The 20,052-nt window shown below is 37.9% G+C and carries 18 protein-coding genes; 10 read left to right on the forward strand and 8 right to left on the reverse strand.

Annotation, left to right across the window (positions count from 1 at the left end; all coding sequences use genetic code 11):
- Positions 1-47: 47 nt before the first annotated feature.
- From M9949_04375 to M9949_04385, 3 genes are all read right to left on the reverse strand, one after another.
- Entirely contained in the window at positions 48-542 is a 495-nt protein-coding gene (locus M9949_04375) for a hypothetical protein (GenBank protein MCO5250640.1), read from the reverse strand.
- A gap of 63 nt (positions 543-605) precedes the next feature.
- A complete protein-coding gene (gene mazG, locus M9949_04380; protein ID MCO5250641.1) occupies positions 606-1,424 on the reverse strand; it encodes a nucleoside triphosphate pyrophosphohydrolase in 819 nt (272 codons plus the stop codon).
- Positions 1,417-2,451 (reverse strand): bifunctional oligoribonuclease/PAP phosphatase NrnA, encoded by a 1,035-nt coding sequence (locus M9949_04385; GenBank protein ID MCO5250642.1) that lies wholly within the window; start codon positions 2,449-2,451, stop codon positions 1,417-1,419. The genes mazG and M9949_04385 overlap by 8 nt, the downstream gene beginning before the upstream one ends.
- A gap of 106 nt (positions 2,452-2,557) precedes the next feature.
- On the opposite strand from M9949_04385, the gene M9949_04390 reads away from it, so the two are divergent.
- The 4 genes from M9949_04390 to M9949_04405 all read left to right on the forward strand — a co-directional run bounded on the left by M9949_04390 (position 2,558) and on the right by M9949_04405 (position 6,229).
- Entirely contained in the window at positions 2,558-3,373 is an 816-nt protein-coding gene (locus M9949_04390) for a PASTA domain-containing protein (GenBank protein MCO5250643.1), read from the forward strand.
- A 69-nt stretch (positions 3,374-3,442) separates the two neighbouring features.
- The gene (locus tag M9949_04395; protein ID MCO5250644.1) at positions 3,443-4,348 is read left to right on the forward strand and encodes a T9SS type A sorting domain-containing protein; all 906 of its coding nucleotides are present in this window, start codon (positions 3,443-3,445) and stop codon (positions 4,346-4,348) included.
- Between the two features lie 256 nt (positions 4,349-4,604).
- Positions 4,605-5,312 carry a DUF2225 domain-containing protein gene (locus M9949_04400; protein ID MCO5250645.1) on the forward strand — a complete coding sequence of 236 codons (708 nt, stop codon included), beginning with the start codon at positions 4,605-4,607 and terminating at the stop codon, positions 5,310-5,312.
- Between the two features lie 224 nt (positions 5,313-5,536).
- Positions 5,537-6,229 carry a T9SS type A sorting domain-containing protein gene (locus M9949_04405; protein MCO5250646.1) on the forward strand — a complete coding sequence of 231 codons (693 nt, stop codon included), beginning with the start codon at positions 5,537-5,539 and terminating at the stop codon, positions 6,227-6,229.
- 178 nt (positions 6,230-6,407) lie between these two features.
- Here the strand turns inward: M9949_04405 and M9949_04410 are convergent, their stop codons facing one another.
- Both M9949_04410 and M9949_04415 read right to left on the reverse strand, forming a co-directional pair.
- Entirely contained in the window at positions 6,408-7,589 is a 1,182-nt protein-coding gene (locus M9949_04410) for a S8 family serine peptidase (protein MCO5250647.1), read from the reverse strand.
- Between the two features lie 218 nt (positions 7,590-7,807).
- Positions 7,808-9,010: a hypothetical protein gene (locus M9949_04415; GenBank protein ID MCO5250648.1), complete on the reverse strand. Its 1,203-nt coding sequence runs from the start codon at positions 9,008-9,010 to the stop codon at positions 7,808-7,810.
- 242 nt (positions 9,011-9,252) lie between these two features.
- Between M9949_04415 and M9949_04420 the strand changes: the two genes are divergently transcribed.
- Positions 9,253-10,191: a hypothetical protein gene (locus M9949_04420; protein ID MCO5250649.1), complete on the forward strand. Its 939-nt coding sequence runs from the start codon at positions 9,253-9,255 to the stop codon at positions 10,189-10,191.
- A gap of 1 nt (position 10,192) precedes the next feature.
- Entirely contained in the window at positions 10,193-12,442 is a 2,250-nt protein-coding gene (locus M9949_04425) for a cytochrome c3 family protein (protein ID MCO5250650.1), read from the forward strand.
- 37 nt (positions 12,443-12,479) lie between these two features.
- Here the strand turns inward: M9949_04425 and M9949_04430 are convergent, their stop codons facing one another.
- The 3 genes from M9949_04430 to M9949_04440 all read right to left on the reverse strand — a co-directional run bounded on the left by M9949_04430 (position 12,480) and on the right by M9949_04440 (position 15,734).
- Positions 12,480-13,556 carry a hypothetical protein gene (locus M9949_04430; protein ID MCO5250651.1) on the reverse strand — a complete coding sequence of 359 codons (1,077 nt, stop codon included), beginning with the start codon at positions 13,554-13,556 and terminating at the stop codon, positions 12,480-12,482.
- A gap of 72 nt (positions 13,557-13,628) precedes the next feature.
- On the reverse strand, positions 13,629-14,822 hold the full coding sequence (locus M9949_04435) for a CoA transferase (GenBank protein MCO5250652.1): 1,194 nt from the start codon (positions 14,820-14,822) through the stop codon (positions 13,629-13,631).
- Positions 14,823-14,834: 12 nt separating this feature from the next.
- Entirely contained in the window at positions 14,835-15,734 is a 900-nt protein-coding gene (locus tag M9949_04440) for a hydroxymethylglutaryl-CoA lyase (GenBank protein ID MCO5250653.1), read from the reverse strand.
- Between the two features lie 207 nt (positions 15,735-15,941).
- Between M9949_04440 and prfB the strand changes: the two genes are divergently transcribed.
- The 4 genes from prfB (at position 15,942) to M9949_04460 (ending at position 20,047) form a co-directional block, all read left to right on the forward strand.
- Positions 15,942-17,037 (forward strand): peptide chain release factor 2 gene (gene prfB, locus M9949_04445; protein ID MCO5250654.1). Its coding sequence is split into 2 segments (ribosomal slippage): positions 15,942-16,010 and positions 16,012-17,037, totalling 1,095 coding nucleotides; the frame shifts between segments, so codons are not numbered across the junction.
- Between the two features lie 18 nt (positions 17,038-17,055).
- Positions 17,056-18,306, forward strand: coding sequence for an imidazolonepropionase (gene hutI, locus M9949_04450; GenBank protein MCO5250655.1), 1,251 nt, complete (start codon positions 17,056-17,058; stop codon positions 18,304-18,306).
- A 12-nt stretch (positions 18,307-18,318) separates the two neighbouring features.
- A complete protein-coding gene (locus M9949_04455; GenBank protein MCO5250656.1) occupies positions 18,319-18,675 on the forward strand; it encodes a DUF3127 domain-containing protein in 357 nt (118 codons plus the stop codon).
- Positions 18,662-20,047 carry an MFS transporter gene (locus M9949_04460; protein ID MCO5250657.1) on the forward strand — a complete coding sequence of 462 codons (1,386 nt, stop codon included), beginning with the start codon at positions 18,662-18,664 and terminating at the stop codon, positions 20,045-20,047. Before M9949_04455 ends, M9949_04460 begins: the two co-directional genes overlap by 14 nt.
- Positions 20,048-20,052: the final 5 nt, after the last annotated feature.

Here is a 20,052-nt window from a genome sequence, read left to right on the forward strand (position 1 = left end):
TTAATAAAAGAAATTAATTGATTGTATTGTAAATACAAGAAAAGGAATTACAATGAGGACTTGGGGAGTTCTTCTCGCTCGAAATTAGAAAGCAGGTAAATAAATTTGATTAAATTATCTTTGAAACCTGAGTAAAGCATCTTTAGTCGCTTTTCCCAAGTTTTGATTTCGTGTTTTTCGTAAAAGTCAATAGCAAAAGTCCGAATATACTCAGTCGGATATTTAATTAAATATTTATGAACTGTGTTGCTAAGAAACTGTTCGTCTATCTGAATGACAGTAATAGTTTCTTTGCAACATTTTGCACGATTTAATTCAACCGGATAATTGACTTTTTCGTTTTCGACGCCACAGCAATTTCCTGAATGTACGTGCGAAATTTCACATGAGGATTCATCGCTTTCACATTTACAATCAGCTTTTTCGATGATATTGATAGTAAGTTCGCCGGACATGCCACATAAGTGCTCATGCAACGTGACTCCAACAGTGACAGTTAAGGTTGTCACCATCAAAATAACCGACATTATGTACTTTATCATCAACATATCTATATAAACACTAAAAAATGCAAAAAGTTACAATACAAATATAAGGAAATCTGTTTATTTATCAAAATTTTTCGCAGCGTTCCAAATTTCGTCCATCTCCTCCAAAGTCATATCATTGAGGTCAAGTCCACGTTCGCGAGCGATTTTTTCAATATAATAAAAGCGCTTTGTGAATTTGTTGTTCGTCAGATGCAAAGCCTGCTCTGCGACAATGCCTTCAAATCTCGCCGCATTCACCAATGCAAACAGCAAGTCGCCAAATTCTTGTTCAGCTTTTTCATTATTTCCGCTTTTCAGTTCATGTCTGAATTCTGTGATTTCCTCGAAAACTTTTGCCCAAACGTCGTCCGGATTATCCCAATCAAAGCCCACTCGAGATGCCTTATGTTGAATTCGTTCCGCTCTTAGCAAAGCCGGAAGATTACTCGGGACGCCATCGAGTACAGATTTACGTTCTCCGCTACCGGATTCCTTCAGCTTCAGGGCTTCCCAATTTTGCATCACTTGCTCTACCCCATCAACACTCGTGTCGCCGAAAACGTGCGGATGACGATGAATCATTTTCGCTGATATTTTTTTGATGACATCTTTTAAATCGAATGCCTTTCTTTCCTGGGCTATCACTGCATGGAGCACGATATGTAGCAATAAATCGCCCAATTCTTTCGAAAATTCGGCATCGTCATTTTCGTAAATCGCATCAATAGCTTCGTAAACTTCCTCAATCATTAAATGTGCAATCGAGCGGTTAGTCTGAGTGCTGTCCCAAGGGCAATCTCTGCGGAGAATTTTCACAATTTCGACAAATGCTTCAAATTGCGATATAGCATCCTCCGGGTTGGAAGGAAGCGGGATTTCTGCTTTTTTATTCATTTTCAATTCCTGCACTTTCGATTACAGATTCTGCGAATTCAATTATTTGATTATATGCTTCATCTAAGGAAATATTTTTCACTCTTGCTCCGGCTGCGTTCAAATGCCCGCCACCACCGAAATGCGAGCTAATTTTCCGCGCTGAATACTTTCCCTTTGAGCGCATTGAAATCCTCAATTCATCGCTGCCTATTACCTCTGCTATCATCACGCCAATTTTTGTCCCATCAATTGAAAGGGTGTGATTGACGAAATTGTCAATATCGTCGTTTGAAGCATTGGCAGAATTCAACATCTCGGCACTTATTCGCATAATTGCCAATTGTCCGCCATAATGTAGCGTGATATTTTTGAGAGCCGAACCGAGTATATGGATGGAATTAATAGAATTCGTATTATAGACTTGTTCATAAATTTCGACCGGATTCACGTCATATTGCATAATATCTGCTACGATTTGATGAGTGCTGGCATCAGTTCTGGGGAAGCGGAAACTGCCCGTATCAGTCATAATTGCTAAGTATAGATTTTGTGCTATGTCGCTATTCATTTCAATTTCGAGGAAATTCAAAAAGTAATAAACCAACTCACCTGTGGAAGTAGCTTCGGTATTCACTATGGACAAGTCAACATTTATATTTGCTTCGGTATGATGGTCAATCAATAGCTTATATGCTTTAGATTCGTTAAAAATCGGTGCAAGTGTTCCGAGACGTGACGAATCGTTCAAATCGGCGATTATTATCAAATCCACTTCCGATGCATCAAAGTGGTAATTTTCATGACTTTTGACAATAGAATTTCTATCGGTAAACATCAAATTATATGGTGTTGGGTCGCAATTTACGATTTCAACTTTCTTGCCAATCGCTGTCAAAGCATGGTAGAGAGCCAGCTCTGAACCTATTGCGTCGCCATCGGGGTTGCGGTGAGTCGAAATCCAAATGCGCCCTGATTTTTCTATGGCTGTGCGGGCTTGTTCGAATGCCGGATACAACAGATTTCGAACTTTTTCGGGTATATGCAATTTATCTCCAAAATTTACTTCTTAACTGAATTATTAACGTAAGTGACACGAAATATTATTAGATTTGTACTTGTAAATATTTTGAGATTTGATAGACTAAATTGAAATGAACGAGGAATTAAATAGAGAACATAAGCCATATAGCAAGTATCGCCCGAAAGACGATGACAAATTTTCCGGATTAAACATGAAGTTTGATTCCAAAAAGGCATTGCCTTATCTATATGTGACCGGGATTTTCCTTGTTTCCGTCTATCTTTTGTTGCTCATTTTTGATGCATGGCTAATGCCGGCGATGGTTCATAACCGTGACCTCGTCAAAGTGCCGGAAGTGACAGGCTCAAATTTGCGAAATGCTTCCAGCATTCTCAAGCAAAATGGATTGAACTACGCCGTTTCTACACAACAATATAGCGAGGAATTCCCTCCTGAAACTGTAATCAAGCAGGTTCCCAATTCGTCAACTGAAGTTAAAGTCGGCAGAACCGTTTATCTGACTGTGAGCAAAGGCAAAGAGACAGTTGCCGTCCCCCATTTGATAGGGACGCACTTAAGCACGGCACGATTCGAGTTGATGAAACGCGGCTTCCAAATTGGCGAAATCACCTATGATTTCTCGGACTACATTCCCAAAGACTCAGTCATGAAGCAAAGCAAAAATTCGGGTCAGTTGATGCCCTATGGGCAAATAATTGATTTGGTCGTCAGCAAAGGTTCGGATGCACAAAACCCCGTTCCGGTGCTTATAGGACATACTTTAGAAGAAGTCAAAGCGATTTTGGAAGAAAAAGGCTTCGTGTTGGGCGATGTTCAATACATCGGAAGCGAAACTTTCACTTCAAATACTGTCATCGGACAAAGCCCCTCACAATCCGAATTGGCACCGCTCGGAGCGAGTATTGACGTGATTGTTGCCAAGTGATTAAACCTTTTCTGAGCTCAATTGTCTAATTTCTGTAAATGATTTTTAAATTAGACTTGGAGTATCAATATGAAACGCATCTTAGCAATTACAGTTTTTGTAGCATTTTCATCAATTTTGTTGTTTTCGCAGAATCAAATCAATCACGACGATTTGAAAGCTGACATCCGAACTTACGCAGAACAAAACATTCACCCTCAAATGAAAATTTGGAAGAGCGAAATTGACAAAGAATTGAATAGCGAGGAATTGGCGATTTTGAATAGTGCGAGAGCAAAGGCATCAGAATTCAAGAAAGACGGGCTCGAACACATGAGAAATTTCACACCGGACAGAGGCAACAAAGGCGGCAAAAAAGGGAAAAATCATCCTATGAGAGAGCAAATGAAAGAAATGCATACTCAACTGCTACCTATAATCGAGAACCATTCTGACTTTTTCTCAAAGCTAAAAGAAGAAATTCAGCCCAAATCGGAAAAATGGCAAAATGATATGCGTACGATGAAACGCGATTGGAAACAAGAAAACGTCGAAAAACTTGAATGTGAAAACAAGTCGGCGGACTGCCCTAAAAATGGCAAAGGAATGGGCAAACATGGCAAGGGTAACAAATTCGAGAAAAACCCGCAACATCAACTTATGAGAGTGATGCTTTGGGACGGAAGCTCATTTGAGGACGAAGCCAATCTTTTCCAAAAATCTGACCAATCTGCTGCACGATATAATGCAAATGTATTCCCCAATCCTGCAAACGATGCCATCAATCTGGAATTCAACGCACCTACACAAGGCGTATATGAATTGACAATCAGCGACGTATCGGGTAATGTGGTATCTAAACAAAATGTCAATGTATCAAGCGCCGGCAAAATCAATCACGTCATCACAGGAGTAAGTCTGGGCAATGGCGTATATAACTACACAATCACCACCGGCGGCATACCCGAATCCGGCAGATTTGTAATCCAGCGATAAAACATAAAATTTTCCACTCTCTAAAAACCCTTGTCAGACTTGATTTGATAAGGGTTTTTTGTGTTTAGGAGCATTCGAGACAAAGATGCTTGGAAATTTTTTTGGGAAATAATTAACAAATAATTTGGATATTAAAAAAAACTTTTTTATGTTTGCAAAAGCTATTCGTGATAAGTAACATAAAAAGTGAAATGTAAATTTGAATTATCATTTGAAAGTAAGAATTGAATAATTTTTTCAATCTAAAATAAATATTATGAAAAATATAATCTTTTTAACGGCTTTCATTTTAATCGTAGCATCAAACGTATTATATGGACATACTTGTTCAAAAATGGAGGTAGAATGTCCTATCGACGGGACTACGGTAGAATTCTGCGTTACTATGAGTATGACAACACATGGTAACTACTTCGATTTTCAGCAGCAAGGTGCAATCGGAATTCACTATGAGGAGTTGATAAACAGATGTCCAAAATGCAATTATTCAGGAAATTTGCAAGATTTCGATACTACTTTCACAAAAGAGGAAAAGAACAAATTAAAGCAATTTCTCTCCAAGTATGATACATTGATAATTGACGATGCTTTAGAGTGTAAACTTGCAGGTGATATTAAAGAGTTCTTAGGAATGGCAAATGATGAAATTTCTAATTGTTTCTTAATTGGTAGTTATTTACTCAGAAAGGATTCAGAAAGAATAGACTTTAGGAAAGAACTTCAATCAATGACAAAGGATTTTTTAATCAAAGCACTACAAAATGATGAATACAAGGATTCATCAATTATAGCATCTATAAACTATCTAATTGCTGAAATGTATAGAAGAATTGGGAATTTTGAACAGTCTATCATTTACTATGATAAGGCTCTTACAGACCCAAACAAACAAGATTGGGTTCAGGAAGTAGCATTAAAACAAAAGGAAATGGCGATTAAAAAAGATGATGATAACGATATTTAAATATTTTTGCTTTCATCTGTAACCCACTGCAATTGAACTTTATTAAAAATTGTAATTAGGGTTTCAAATTTTTGTTGTCAAAAGTTGAAAAGTTATTATCATGCTCGGCAATCAATGTCGGGCATTTTTTTTACTTTTTTTCATCTCAAGTGTGACAAAACGACTTTTGGATTGTTTATACATGTATAGGAAATAAAATTTAAAATATTTTTTTGGAGAGTGTTATGAAGTTATCTTACATATTTTCGATATTTGCAGTAATTTTTCTTTTGCTGTATGCAATTCAGTCCAATAGCTATGCTCAGGACTTTACCTTAAGCTCTGCCTCTTTGACCATTGAACTAAACAAGATTGATACACTCAGACCGGTGATTGAAAACATCTCATCCAAAAAACTTTTGATTTATGCCGTATATGTTGTAAATGATGATGCGGTAGTAGGTGCAGATTTGCATGCTTTTGAAGTCCTTGATAATTACTTTGAATTAGATAAAAAAGGGGAATCAAATTCCAAAAGAGAAATTAGAATTTTATATACAAGTTATACTCCTTTTCAAGGTGAATTCTCTTTGATTGTATTGACCTCATCAATTGAGCAACCTGAAATCAAATCAAAAATTACTATCAATATTGCTTCTGATGTTGAAAATGATGTTCAATATGCGGATTTGAAAATCTTTCCCAATCCGGCATCGGAGTATATTGAAATAGCCGTAGATATCAACCCTACGGTTAACCGTAGGGTTGATGAAGGTTCAGAGATTCGTATCTTCAATACATTGGGTGAATGTGTAATGACCGTAGAGACACGACATGTCGTGTCTCTACCAAGAATTGATATTTCGCATCTACCTCGCGGCATTTATTATATTAGAATTGGCACGCATACGCAGATTTTTGTCAAGTCTGAACTATGATTTTTTTGAAAGTCTGAACTATGATTTTTTTGATTTGAATGATTTATATGATTACAATTTTGTTTATGTAGCCTTCTTAATCATACTAATCACATAAATCATAGTTCAGATTATTCCACAAAAAAAAATGGACTACTTGAATTTCAAGCAGTCCATTATATATTTTAATAACAAATGATTAACGACGAGCTTTTTTATCCGGTGTTTTATCTCTATCCCTCTTCACAGTACCGCTCCAATTTATTGTACCGTTATTGGCAAGTACAATTCCCGAAACGTGTGGTGTGGACATTGACGTTCCTGACATAGTAGCATATTTTCCATCCTTATATGTTGATTGGACGCTAACGCCCGGTGCAGAATAATCAATAGGAGGGTTGCCATAATTTGAAAAAGAAGCGAAATTACCTTTATTGTCAAAAGCAGAAATAGTGAAAACATTTACAGCATCAACTCTGGCAGGAGAATAATTAGCAGCAGGTCTTCTGGAATTGCCTGCTGCAATAATAACATAAGCCCCTTTTGAGGCTAATGATTTAACAGCATTGTCAAGTGTAGTCGAAGCGCTGCCACCAATACTCATGTTGACCACATTCGCTTTTCCTGACACCAAATTGGTCCCAATATAATCTAATCCTGCAATAATTTCAGATATATATCCACTGCCTCTGTAATCTAAAACTTTAACAGCGATAAGAGTTGCACCGGCACAAACTCCCACTACTCCGTAGCTGTTGTTCAAGGCTGCAATCGTACCGCCGACATGTGTGCCATGCCCATGAAAATCGTCAGGTGTATTCGCATCATCACCTCTATTGACAAATGTTTTGCTTAAATTCAAGTCAACATTCAAGTCTAAGTGGTCTAAGTCAATACCTGTATCAACAACCCAAGCAACTCCTGTATTTGAGGTGGCAGTGACAAATCCACCAACCGCATTTATTCCCCAAGGAGTTGTCTGTGCTTGCAATTCCGGACTTTTACCGCTTTCATTGTCAACACTTAGAAGTTCATCAATCAGTCTATATTCTTGGTCGGGTTCAATGCTGATAACTCTTTTGTCATGGTTTAAGGAATTGACCTGTTCAGGATTCAATTTAGCTGCAAACCCCAAAAAAAGCGAAGTATAAGTTTGAGTTATATTCGCTGCATCAATATTGTTGTCTTTCAGTATGTTCATTAACGGGTTCTGTCCGTCATTCCCTTGTAATTCGTCAGTAGTTTCGACAATGACAAGATAAGTATTATTATCTAAATTTGACATATCTGTAGATGAGGAATCTACAGGCAAATTTGTTTCGCATGAATTAAATACCAAAACTAATAATGCGAATGAAATAGCAATCACCAGCTTATTCATCTCTGAATCCTATATTTTTGAAACAAAAAATAAAACATTTTTATTCTGCATTTGCAAAATTAATAATAATTTTAACACGAACAAAAAATATTTTTATTATTAGCAAAATTTTAATGTTTCAAAGCTGATTTTTACAAGTGAAATTATCACTTTAAGCTCTTAGTATGTCAATCATTTGAATTGAATGTTGATACTATCAATAAATGGTTAATTATTACTCATAATCGGAATGCTACATTAATACCTTGGAAAGTATCATAAATCCATTTATCATTTGCATCGGAAAATGGAATTATAATCTTTGTCATATAATAATTAATGCTAATATGCTCGGCTATGAAGTTCAAAAGCTTGGAATTATATTTAGATTTTAATAGTTTTGTCATTCCCGATGACGAAATGACAACACCATCAGAAGGCAACATAATATTTCTTGTGTATGACCAACCCTTTAAAATTGAAACTGTTTCGAGTAAGGAAATATTCCAACCGAATCCGGTTCTTACATATGAATTTGCCCTCATCAAAATCAAATTATCTACAAAACTGATTTCGTTAAAGGGATAATCATACCCAAAACCTGTGGAATCGTAGTATGTTAGCGATTCCATCGTTGCAGCCGACCAATTGATTTTCAGTAATTCGAGCTCAAAATCATTCTTTTCATAATTTAGCACGGCTGACAAGCTATATCCTGTTGAGGAAGTCTTCGGAAATGGCTCTGTATAATCAAGATAATCAATCTCAGACCCTACGTTCAGCATTGCCCAAGCAAGATTTGCTCCAATATCTACAAAAATATTATCCAACAATTCAGCCTTTTTCATAATCGGGATGCTGACAGAAGCACCAAAATCAATAGCATGACCGATTCCGGATTCATAGCTTTGTTCGAATATTAGAGGTTCTAATTCGGAATTGAAAATTTTATAAGTCATACCAATCGAGAATAGAGCATAATACTCAGCCGAAGCACTTATTGCAAATGACCTTGCAGATTCCGTTAGAAAGTATTTACCCAATATATTCCCATTATAGTCAGTTTTTGAAAAATCTCCATAATCAGCATCCTGAAACATTAATGCCAGCCCTACTGTTACCGGGAAATTGATATGCTCGTCTAAATTATAGCCAATATTTAGAGCAATATTTTTAAATGGTATATCGGACAGATTGATAGTATTTGTGCTAAATGTGAACAACAAATTTTCCTCTCTCATGAGTGAGCCGAGATGAGCAGGATTATATGAAAATGAGGTGGCATCTGCAACCGGGAAAGCAACTCCGGCGCCGCCCACGCCCGTTATAATTGGAGAAGTGCCACGTGTCAGTACCATAGCTCCGGTTCCAACTGTCTGTTGGGCTGATAATACAGATATATTAAGTAAGGCGATAGCTATCAGAGCAAATATTTTTAACATTCGAAGACTCCAAAATTTTTACTAATTCAATAGCAAAAATAATCAAAATTTAAGAACACACTTTAAATTGTATGTATTCAACTGAAATTCGTTAGCTAATTTATTTTTTAGCTGCATATAAATATTTTATCTACCTTGACCTATCGCAATAATTCTCAAATTCTTTTCAAATATTTTATTGTCATTTCTGTAACATGTATTATATTGCATATGTTAATATTACTGATTAGCAATATAAATTTATGAAAAGTGCATTGATAACTATAATGCTCATGATTTTAACGACAAAAGTCGTAGCTTTAGATAGTGTTCAAAATGATAAATGCTTCAAATGCCACAATTCACCTACATTGTCGGTACTTGCTCCTGAACTTGGCTACAAAAAAAGCTATCACGTTGACAAATCATCATTTTCAAAGTCAAATCATGCAAAATTAGATTGCATAGTTTGCCACAAAGGTCAATATGGTATGTGGCCTCATAAAAATGATTCGACAAAATCGCTAACGTGCTTGTCATGCCATTCGTCGGGTTCAATATTTTTCTCCGACAAAGCTGAATATTCGCAAAAAAAATCGGAGCTGTATTTTAACGATATTCAATCCGAGTTCAATTCCTCTGTTCATTTTTCAAAATTAGGCGACCAGTTTTCATGCTTTAGTTGTCATGACCCTCATGTTTTTGAAAGAAATCGTCTGCCAAATTTCGATAAAATCAGCTCGGACAATAATATGTGTCTGAATTGTCATACGCAGACAGAAAAATTTGTGAGCCTTACTGCGAGGTCAATGCCCGATATAAATTCTACGCATGAGTGGTTGCCGAATATCAATCTACATTTGGCAACTGTAAGATGCGTGGATTGCCATAGTTCGTACGATGCACCAAATCTTTCACACAATATTTTGAGTAAAGACAAGGCACTCAGAAACTGTGAGAATTGCCATACAAAGGATACAAAGCTTTTCGATAAACTCTATCGCTATACTTTGAGCGAAGACCGCAAAAGTTACGGTTTTGTAAACGGTTCATTGCTCAGTCGCGCTTATGTAATCGGCTCAACCAGGAATGCAACACTCGATATGTTGAGTTTAATCATCCTAATCGCCACTTTGAGTGGAATCGCCTTCCATATAATACTAAGAATAATCACTAATAAAAATAAAATTAAAAGAGTATAAAATGAAATTCACAGAAAAATTATCAAATTTCTTCTCGCCATTGAAACCGAGAAACAAAAGAGCTTGGGCAGCATATTCATTAATCGCAATTGGCGTATTTGCCTTGCTTTTTATGACATTTCTTTACAATCCAATCTTTGAAGCCTACACAGGAGTTACCAATGCACCGCTTACGTTCGACACTTCTGTCGAACTTTCAGATTCAGAATTCGAGGCATTAGCCGAAGATTTGACTAAGGAATTGAGACTCAAAAGAGCGAATTTGGCAATTAGCGAGGAAGATGAATTTTCGAGAAGCGTAAGAATCAATACTTTGATGCGGACACGTTCTTACAAGCAAAAGAACGAGCACAGCCACATCAAATACTTTCGTGATGCCGGTATCAGACAGTACGAAGGACCCAAAACATGTTTGCAATGCCATGAAACAATGAATGTACGATTACCTGATGGTAGCACCAAAAAGGTAAACACAATGGAAGACGTGCTTTCAACTGTTCACTTTAAATTCCAGAGTTCAGAAGACGGTTTCTCGACTTACGGTTACGATGGAAGAAAGGTCAACGAAGGTTTGCTTAAAATACCTGTCGGGAAAATTGACAGAGCTTGCGGCATACCAGGCAGCTTTTCGTGGACAGGATGGGCAGCATTAATAGAGACCAACCCCGAGCATCATAACGTAAATGGAGAAGTATCAAAATCGTCTAAAACTGTTTGGCGAAGCGAAGGTTGTGGGCAATGTCACATTGGCGGAAACTATCACCCGGCAACAGAACTGATGATGCCTATTGGAGACATACCCACATTTGTTCAAGACGGGATTGATTGCCTCATTTGCCATTCCCAATCTTACGACATGAATTATAAATATGTAATAAAAGATGATAATGGAACCCGTTGGAATCAAGATAGGACTATGCGCGCCGCATTAACAGTAAGTAAGCCACAAAACGACAACTGCTTGAATTGCCACCAACATAATATGGGTGGTGATTTGTACGAAAATAACGTTTCAGCGAAAAGTTTGGGCTACAAAAATCAACGTATTCTCCATCCCGGAGCAAAGCGTGGTAACCCTTTCAGCTACGAGAACGATGTACATTACAAAGCAGGTCTGCAATGCACAGATTGCCACGTGCCTCAGGGCCATAAATTACCTCGCGGAACAAAAGGTACAGACCTCGTATCGAATGATTTGCCGGGTGTAGAAGTAGCTTGCGAAAATTGCCATACCGACGCTCCGCACACTCGCAGCAAACAATTCAGAGTGATTTTGAACGGTCACGTAAATCGTTTAGCTTGTGAAACTTGCCATATTACTCATCTTGAAAATAAAAATGTTGTGCTACGTGATTGGGTCTATCCGACTTATGAACCCGAAGAAGGTATGTACACACCAACTGATATTTACCGTTCAGGTCAAGCCGGCAAAGGCTTCACATATTTATGGTTCAACGGCAACGGAACATTCCTTGCAAATGCTTTAGGCGATAACCCGAATGGTTTGGGGCTGTACAATCCATTGATGAATCAACTGACAAAAATCACGGACCCTGAAATTATACTTGCAGTCAGAAATGCCGCAATAGAACTCAAAAAGCAATATCCGGACATTGATATAGACCAATACGTGGAGCGAGTAACGAATACTTTGAGCGTTCTGCCACCCGAAACTGTGAAAAAGCGAGCAGAAATGATAGAGAAAAACCTTCGCTCAGTTATGAGACAAGGGAAAAGCAAGATATATCCATTCAAAATGTTTAATGCCCAGATGTTTGAAGATATGTCGAATCAAGGACCTTACGGAGCTATGATATTGCCATTCGATTACCCGATATACTATCAAACCGGCAAAACCAGAAACGCAGTTATGAAAGCTATTCAACATCCAATTGTAAAACGAATGTACGAAACACCCTTCAAGCTATATATGATGGATGAATTCATGTACTATTTCGGCGTTGACGGCTGGAAAACAGAATATCCGCTGAAAGATGGCAAACTTGTCAATGTCGAGCCAAATTGGATGCGTCAATTCGGCACATTGATGGTCAACCACGGAATAACCGGCAAAGCATTTGAATGCAAAGATTGCCACGCCCCCAACGGAATCATGGACTTCGAAGCTCTGGGCTATAGTCCCGCAAGAGTCAGAGATTTGCAATATCTGGAAGAGCTGAAAAACATGAAAATCACTGATGAATCAAAAACCAAGCAGAAGAAACCAGCAAACGGGATGTCGAGGAGGTGAGGTGGAGGTGGAATTTGAGAATTTAAGGTGAAATATTTTAACTTTCGATAAGAGAAATATATTTTTTTTGGTTGAATCCAAAATCGAAATTAGGGTTGGATTTCATATGCAATTTGACTTTTTCGATGTATTGACGATTTTGGTATAAAAAATCAATCGTTTCGGCTAAATTTCGCTGATTGTAAAAAAGCGATGATGTTTTGATATCATCATATGTCATGAAGTGTTCGTGGCTAAGTAACGGGATTTGATGTCCAAATGATAAAAGGTATGTTCCGCTAATTTTGTTTGTAGAATAATTAGCGAAATTTGCATATTCAGGATGGATAAGCGTCGCCAATAAATCGGCGTTAGTAACATATGAGCGAAATGTATCCCAATCAACAAAATCATTAAACATGATTATATTTTTTTGCAAATTATTTTCATCAATTATTTTTCGGATTTCAGCGCCGCAACCTTTTGAATGCTGAGATTTGCCTAATAAAACTAATTTAACATTTTCGGGCAATCTTTTGGCTATGAGCGAATCTAACAAATGAAAATAATCTCTTCTGTCGGATTCGACTAAGCCCGGCACGACTACCCAAAATTCATCGTTCGGCTTGATGATATTAGGTGTGAAATCGGGATATGAAATAGGATAAATCCATGATTTATTTAGCTTTGCATCCGTTTTTACATTCTCCCAAATATATTTATTCAAGGCGAATATTTTTTTTATTTTAGGCTTAATGATTCGATTATAAGTAAAACTTCTGCTTGTCAGATTTCCGGCATTATGTATTATACCGGCAACGTTTCTATTGCCGAATGGAAATAGGCAAAAATTCCTGACCGGAGTACCGCCAATCGTGTTCAGAATGATATTATTGATGTCATTTTGCTTAATTATTCTCCAAGTTTCACGGATTTGCCTAAAATCGCTAATTTTCCCTTTACCAAATTCCAAATAATGTTCGTGGTCAATATTGGAATACCTTTTCAATCTATCGCTAAAAATCGAATTGCCAATGAAAAAAGTTTCGTAACCTGATTGCTTCAAAAATTCAAATTGAGCGAAAAATATGTCGTCATGAGATTCTCCGAATTCACATAAAACTGCTTTTTTCATATTCGCTCTCAATTTTTAAACTTTCAACAATGCTATGAACACGCTTTTAACGATAATAAATTGCTTGTAAAGCTATATTACATCTTCAGATTTCAGCTTTGAAGCGTCTTCGTCATTGAGCCCAATTAATGATAAAATCTCTGCAGTATGCTCAGAAAGTTTCGGTGGAGCCTTAGTTACATTCGATTCCGTTTTGCTGAATTTTGCTGTTGAGTTAAAGGCTGCGACAGTTCCGATTCCCTCAATTTCTACATTTGTAAAAGTATTTCGATGGCGAATTTGTGGGCTGTCAAGGGCATCGGCAAGTTTTAAGATTTCCCCTGCCGGAATTCCGGATTTATTCAACAGTTCTACCCAATATTTCGTTTCTTTGGCTTGAAGTTTATCGTTAATATATGGAGTGAGTTCGAATCGATGTTTTTTTCTGTGGTCACGAATCTTAAATCTCGGGTCATCCTTCAATTCCGATAATTCCAAAATATCAGCCAAATCCTCCCACTGTTCTTGCTTATTTGCAGCAATATTTATGTGACCGTCTTTAGTTTTGAAAGTACCGCTCGGAGCAGATGAAAAATTGTCATTGCCCAACAATGGCGGTTCTTGCCCTCCTATCATTAAGTTTGCAGCTACCCAGCCGAGCAATGGCATTGTGGAATCAATCAATGCTACATCAATTAACTGCCCCTCGCCTGTTCGCTCCCGATGGTACATTGCCGACATGATTGCAAATGCTGCATTTAGTCCGCCGACAGTATCGCAGACGGGAAAACCTGCACGCAATGGATTGAGCGTTTCGTCGCCATTTATCGCCATCACGCCACTCAAACCTTGGATAATTTGGTCATATGCAGGTTTGTTGGCATCGGGACCGGTTTGACCAAAGCCGGAAATTGCGCAATAAATCAACTTCGGATTATGTTTTTTCAATTCATCATATCCCAGACCAAGTCTGTCCATGACGCCTGGACGAAAGTTTTCGACAACAATATCGGATATTTTGACTAATTCAATAAAAATTTCTTTCGCTTTCGCTTTTTTCAAGTTCAAAGTCATTGATTTTTTGTTGCAATTTTGGGCTATGAAGCTGGTGCCCATGAGCATATCATTGTATTCCTTGACACATCCGAGATTGCGAGCCAAGTCTCCCCCAACAGGATTTTCGACTTTGATAACTTCGGCGCCGAGCCATGCAAGATGAAGTGTTGCAAAAGGTCCCGACAATACATTTGTTAAATCTAAAACACGAATTCCTTCTAAAATTTTCATTTTTTTTGCCTCTTAATATTTAATTATACCGGTATTATAAACATAGCTTTGCAATTTCTTCTCGAAAAATGCTTCGGCTAATTGCGACACTTCAGTGATTTTTTCAATTTGAATATAAGTTCTCAGTCCATTTCTGTGTAGTAAATGCACAAAATCTTCAGTTGAGACATTGCCTGCTGCAACCTTTGTAAACGGGCAACCACCTAATCCTCCAAAAGCCGTCTCGAAAGTTTTCACACCGCAATTCATAGCAGCATAACAATTCGCGATACCCAATCCGTAGGTATTATGGAAATGCACAGTAATGTTTGCATCAGCGTTCATTCGGTAAACCTCTTTAATTATTCGCTCAACCTGCTGCGGATAAGCGTGTCCTGCTGTATCCGCGAACGAGATATTATTCAAGCCGCTATTGAAATAACTTTCGATAATTGATAAAACAACTTTCTCGCTAATTTTGCCTTCAAATCCACATCCAAAGGCTGATTGAGCTGAAACCTGAACATTGCTGCCCTTGCTTTTTGCATCAATTGCCATCTTGGTTATTCGTTCTATAGCATTGCTTACGCTCATTCCCGTGTTTTTTTGCGAGTGAGTTTCACTTGCCGAAACTCCCATACATATCAAATCCACTTGTGAAGCGAAGGCACGCTCAAGTCCTTTTTCGTTGAGAACCAGGGCAGATAGAGTGATAGCGGGTTTATGCAATTTGAAATATTCTAAAATTTCATCTGTATCTGCCATTTGAGGCATCTTCGTCGGGTGTACAAATGAACCGATTTGCAAAATGTCAATGCCTGATTGAGCCAATTTTTCAGCCCATTCGATTTTATTTTGTGTAGGTAGAATTTTTGATTCATTTTGCAATCCGTCTCGCAAGCCTACTTCATGAATTCTTATTTCGGACATCATTTTTTTCTGTCAATTTTTATTATAAATTCATACAAAATTACTCATTTTTTGAGATATTTCGCAATTTAAAGTGAATTTCTTACCGACAAATTATAGAATAAAGCAAAAAATATCAAATAGTGACAATTGTAATCATTATCACAATAAAGTTGCTTGTTCTCGTCTTGAAAATGTTAAATGTGAAATTATGAAAAATGGTGTATTGATATGTTTGAACCACAAAAAGAACTGATAAAAGATTTGCAAACTCGCTCGAATAATTTGCGGAGGTTCCTTTGACATTGACGGCAAACAATCAATTATTGAAGCAAATCGCGAACTAAGCGAATCTGAAGACTTTTGGAATGATACAGCTAAAGCTAAAAAGCTGATGCAAGAAACTTCTGAGCTAAATGAATGGGTAAACGTTTGGCAGGAAATGTCTGACGCAATTGAAGATGCCTTGACAATGTGGCAAATAGCAAATGAAACCGAAGATAATTCGCTCGAGCAGGAAATAAACGATGAAATCAAAAAGGCGAATGATTTTGTAGAGGAACTTGAAATACGGAATATGTTGGGTGGACAAGATGACGACAAAACTGCACTATTGAATATTAATGCCGGTGCCGGTGGTACTGAGGCTCAAGATTGGGCTGAAATGTTGATGAGAATGTACATCAGATGGGGCGAACGCAGAAAATTTAAAGTTTCATTGCTCGACAGATTGGACGGCGATGGCGCAGGAATCAAGTCAGCTACTTTAGAATTTCAGGGGAAATTTGCCTTTGGTTATCTTAAAGCTGAAAACGGTGTACACAGATTAGTCCGTATCTCCCCTTTCGATAGTAATGCCCGACGACATACATCTTTTGCATCAGTATTTGTATTTCCCGAAGTTGATGATGATGTTGCAATTGAAATCAACCCTGCGGATTTGGATTGGGATACTTTCAGAGCCGGTGGCAAAGGTGGTCAAAATGTCAATAAAGTTGAAACTGCAGTCCGATTGCGACATTTGCCGACAGGTATCGTTGTAGCTTGCCAGGAAGAACGCTCACAATTTCAAAACCGTGAACGTGCTATCAAAATGCTCAAATCTCGCATTTATCAAAAGAATCGTGAAGAAGAAGAAGCCGCAAAAGCTGCAATTGAAGGAACCAAAAAGCGAATCGAATGGGGCAGTCAAATTCGCTCGTATGTGTTCCAGCCTTATACTATGGTCAACGACCACAGGTCTGAATTTAAACGCACCGATATTCACGCGGTGATGGACGGCGATATTGACGATTTTATAAAAGCATTTTTGCTGTTAGGAAATTAAGTATAAATTTGTAATACTATGAAATTCATTAAAAATATTAGTTCTTTAGTTACTGTTGACGCTCAGGGAAAAACCGAGAAAATCGGTGCGGATATGAATAATATCGGCGAAATCCACGATGGCGCCATATTATTTGACGATAAAATTCGATTCGTCGGGACAACTATAGCTGCATTAGAATTCATTAAAGCGAATAATATTCACCCTACTGAATCATTCGACGCAAAGGGCCAGACAATTCTTCCCGGATTTGTTGATTCACATACTCATATAGTTTTTGCAGGGAATCGCTCATCGGAATTTGCCCGCAGATTAAGAGGTGTAACATATCAACAAATTGCCGAAGAAGGCGGTGGAATTCAAACCACAGTAAAAGCTACACGCAATGCAAGCATCGAAGAATTATTCCAAAACGGGAAAAAACTTGCAATTTCGGCAATGAAACATGGAACTACTACAGTTGAAATTAAAAGCGGATACTCGCTGAATTTGCTTGGTGAATTGAACCAACTTTCGGCAATTAAATTATTGGCAGATGAACTTCCGATAAATATCAAAGCGACATTTTTGGGTGCTCATGATTTTGCACCTGAATTCAAAAACGACCGCGACGGATATGTGGACTTAATTTGCAATGAGATGATTCCGGCAGTTGTAGAGCAAGGAATTGCAGAATATTGCGATGTGTTTATTGACAAAGGTTATTATACTCTCGAGCAAGGCGAAAAAGTGCTCAGAGCGGCAAAAGAAGCCGGAATGAAATTGAAAGTACATGCTGATGAGCTTGCCGATGTTTCTGCTGCAAAATTAGCGGCAGAATTAGGAGCAGTTTCGGCAGACCATTTGCTTTTTGTTTCGGACGAATCAATCGAAGCATTAAAGCAAAGCCAAACTGTAGCTTGTTTGTTGCCCGGAACAGCCTATTTTATCCGAATGCCTTATGCCGATGCGAGAAAAATGATTGATTCGGGACTTATAGTTGCAATTTCTACCGATACGAATCCGGGTTCGAGTTTTACGGAAAATATGCAACTGATTTTATCTCTGTCAGTAATCAATATGAAAATGACAGCAGAAGAAGCAATTGTTGCCGCCACATTGCACGGAGCACGAGCCTTAGAACTTTCAACGATAAAGGGAAGTCTTGAAATTGGCAAAGATGCCGATTTCATAATTTGTAATTGCGATTCATACACAGATATTTTTTATCATTTTGGCATCAACCATGTAGAGTCAACTTGGATTGGTGGTAATAAAATTAATTATTAATTCGGAGGTTTTATGTCATTTGATGTAACAGGTAAATTAGTAGAAAAATTTGATGAACAACAAGTAAATGATACATTCAAAAAGCGAGAATTCGTGATTGAGGTCAATTCCTATAATAATGCCTCAACTTATACTGATTTCCTCAAATTTCAATTAGTACAGGACAAATGTGCATTGATTGATAATTTTAGTGTCGGTTCTTCTGTCAAAGTGCACTTTAATTTAAAAGGCAGAAAATGGGAAAAGGACGGAAATACAATGTATTTCAATATGTTAGACGCTTGGAGAATCGAAAACAACACAGACCAAGTCTCAAATTCATTTGATGACGGAATTGTTGTGCCTGAAAACGAAGATGTCCCTTTCTGAAAAGTCACCTGAAGCGAAGGTGAATTATAAGTTAATGGCGCTCCTATTTACAGGAGTGCTCATGGGCGCCTTAGATATAGCTATTATCGGACCGGCTCTTCCGGCGATTAAATCTGCGTTCAATATCTCGACAAGAGATGCATCTTGGGTAATCAATATATATTTGTTGATGAACATGCTCTCTGCACCTCTGATGTCAAAACTATCCGACATACATGGCAGACGAATTATTTATATCATTGATGTGGCATTGTTCGGAATCGGCTCAATTGTAATTGCATTAGCACCCGATTTCACGACGGTTTTGATTGGTAGGGCAATACAAGGATTTGGCTCTGGCGGGATATTCCCCGTTGCGTCTGCAGTCATTGGCGATACTTTCCCCAAAGAAAAGCAAGGCTCCGCTCTCGGGATGATTGGGGCTGTTTTTGGTTTAGCTTTTATTGTTGGACCAATTGTTGGCGGACTTTTGCTGATGTATAATTGGCAATTTATCTTTGTGATCAATATTCCCATTGCTATTGTTATTATATATTTTTCAAGGACTTTAGTCCCTTCACTTGTCAAAAAAGGCAGGAAGAAATTCGACCTGCTTGGGACATTTTTGCTGATTAGTGCACTCGCCGCATTATCAATCGGAATCAACAGAATCGAATCGGATAATTTTTTGAATAGCATTGTATCTTGGCAAGTTTTGCCTTTTGTGCTATATGCAATTATGGCTTTGCCAATATTTTACAAAGTTGAGGAAAAAGCCGAAGACGGTATAATCAAAATTGAACTGCTCCAAAATCCGGTTCTGAGACTGACATTTCTTTTAGGGCTATGTGCCGGACTGGCAGAAGCTGCGGTGATTTTTGTGCCTTCGATGTTGACTAAAACCTTCGGTGTATCTGAATCAACGGCAAGTTTCATGTTGATACCGATGGTAGTCGCAATGTTGTTTGGAGCATTACTTTCCGGGAAAGCCACAGATAAAATTGGACCAAGATTAACGCTAATGATTGCAGGTTTGTTGACTTCATTTGGATTCCTACTTGTTGGGTTCAAAGGCGACGAGCTTTATTGGATGTATTCGGGTGGAATTTTGATAGGGCTTAGTTTAGCTGCATTATTGGGCGCACCTCTCAGATTTTTAGTCAATAGCAATACCGATAGTAGCATGAGAGCATCAGGGCAAGGCGTAGTCACAGTTTCAACGGGAACAGGCCAAATCATCAGCGCGGCACTGCTGGGAGCATTGATTACAAGTCTGGGGAATAGCATTCAAAGCTACATGAGTTCATTTTTATTAATTAGTATAATTGGGGTTTTTGTTGTTATTTTGGCTTTTTTGTTGCCTAAAAAAAATAATGCCCAAATCAAAACGTGAATTTA

Source organism: Candidatus Kapaibacterium sp. (assembly GCA_023957315.1).
Classification (GTDB): domain Bacteria; phylum Bacteroidota; class Ignavibacteria; order Kapaibacteriales; family UBA2268; genus PGYU01.

What these genes read in the sequence shown, in the direction of transcription:
- M9949_04435 (MCO5250652.1), bottom strand. Translation starts at nt 14,822, where the DNA reads ATGAAAATTTTAGAAGGAATTCGTGTTTTAGATTTAACAAATGTATTG.
- M9949_04405 (MCO5250646.1), top strand. Translation starts at nt 5,537, where the DNA reads ATGAAGTTATCTTACATATTTTCGATATTTGCAGTAATTTTTCTTTTG.
- M9949_04390 (MCO5250643.1), top strand. Translation starts at nt 2,558, where the DNA reads ATGAACGAGGAATTAAATAGAGAACATAAGCCATATAGCAAGTATCGC.
- M9949_04415 (MCO5250648.1), bottom strand. Translation starts at nt 9,010, where the DNA reads ATGTTAAAAATATTTGCTCTGATAGCTATCGCCTTACTTAATATATCT.
- M9949_04420 (MCO5250649.1), top strand. Translation starts at nt 9,253, where the DNA reads ATGAAAAGTGCATTGATAACTATAATGCTCATGATTTTAACGACAAAA.
- M9949_04430 (MCO5250651.1), bottom strand. Translation starts at nt 13,556, where the DNA reads ATGAAAAAAGCAGTTTTATGTGAATTCGGAGAATCTCATGACGACATA.
- mazG (MCO5250641.1), bottom strand. Translation starts at nt 1,424, where the DNA reads ATGAATAAAAAAGCAGAAATCCCGCTTCCTTCCAACCCGGAGGATGCT.
- M9949_04455 (MCO5250656.1), top strand. Translation starts at nt 18,319, where the DNA reads ATGTCATTTGATGTAACAGGTAAATTAGTAGAAAAATTTGATGAACAA.
- M9949_04440 (MCO5250653.1), bottom strand. Translation starts at nt 15,734, where the DNA reads ATGATGTCCGAAATAAGAATTCATGAAGTAGGCTTGCGAGACGGATTG.
- hutI (MCO5250655.1), top strand. Translation starts at nt 17,056, where the DNA reads ATGAAATTCATTAAAAATATTAGTTCTTTAGTTACTGTTGACGCTCAG.
- M9949_04400 (MCO5250645.1), top strand. Translation starts at nt 4,605, where the DNA reads ATGAAAAATATAATCTTTTTAACGGCTTTCATTTTAATCGTAGCATCA.
- M9949_04460 (MCO5250657.1), top strand. Translation starts at nt 18,662, where the DNA reads ATGTCCCTTTCTGAAAAGTCACCTGAAGCGAAGGTGAATTATAAGTTA.
- M9949_04395 (MCO5250644.1), top strand. Translation starts at nt 3,443, where the DNA reads ATGAAACGCATCTTAGCAATTACAGTTTTTGTAGCATTTTCATCAATT.
- M9949_04410 (MCO5250647.1), bottom strand. Translation starts at nt 7,589, where the DNA reads ATGAATAAGCTGGTGATTGCTATTTCATTCGCATTATTAGTTTTGGTA.
- M9949_04375 (MCO5250640.1), bottom strand. Translation starts at nt 542, where the DNA reads ATGATAAAGTACATAATGTCGGTTATTTTGATGGTGACAACCTTAACT.
- M9949_04425 (MCO5250650.1), top strand. Translation starts at nt 10,193, where the DNA reads ATGAAATTCACAGAAAAATTATCAAATTTCTTCTCGCCATTGAAACCG.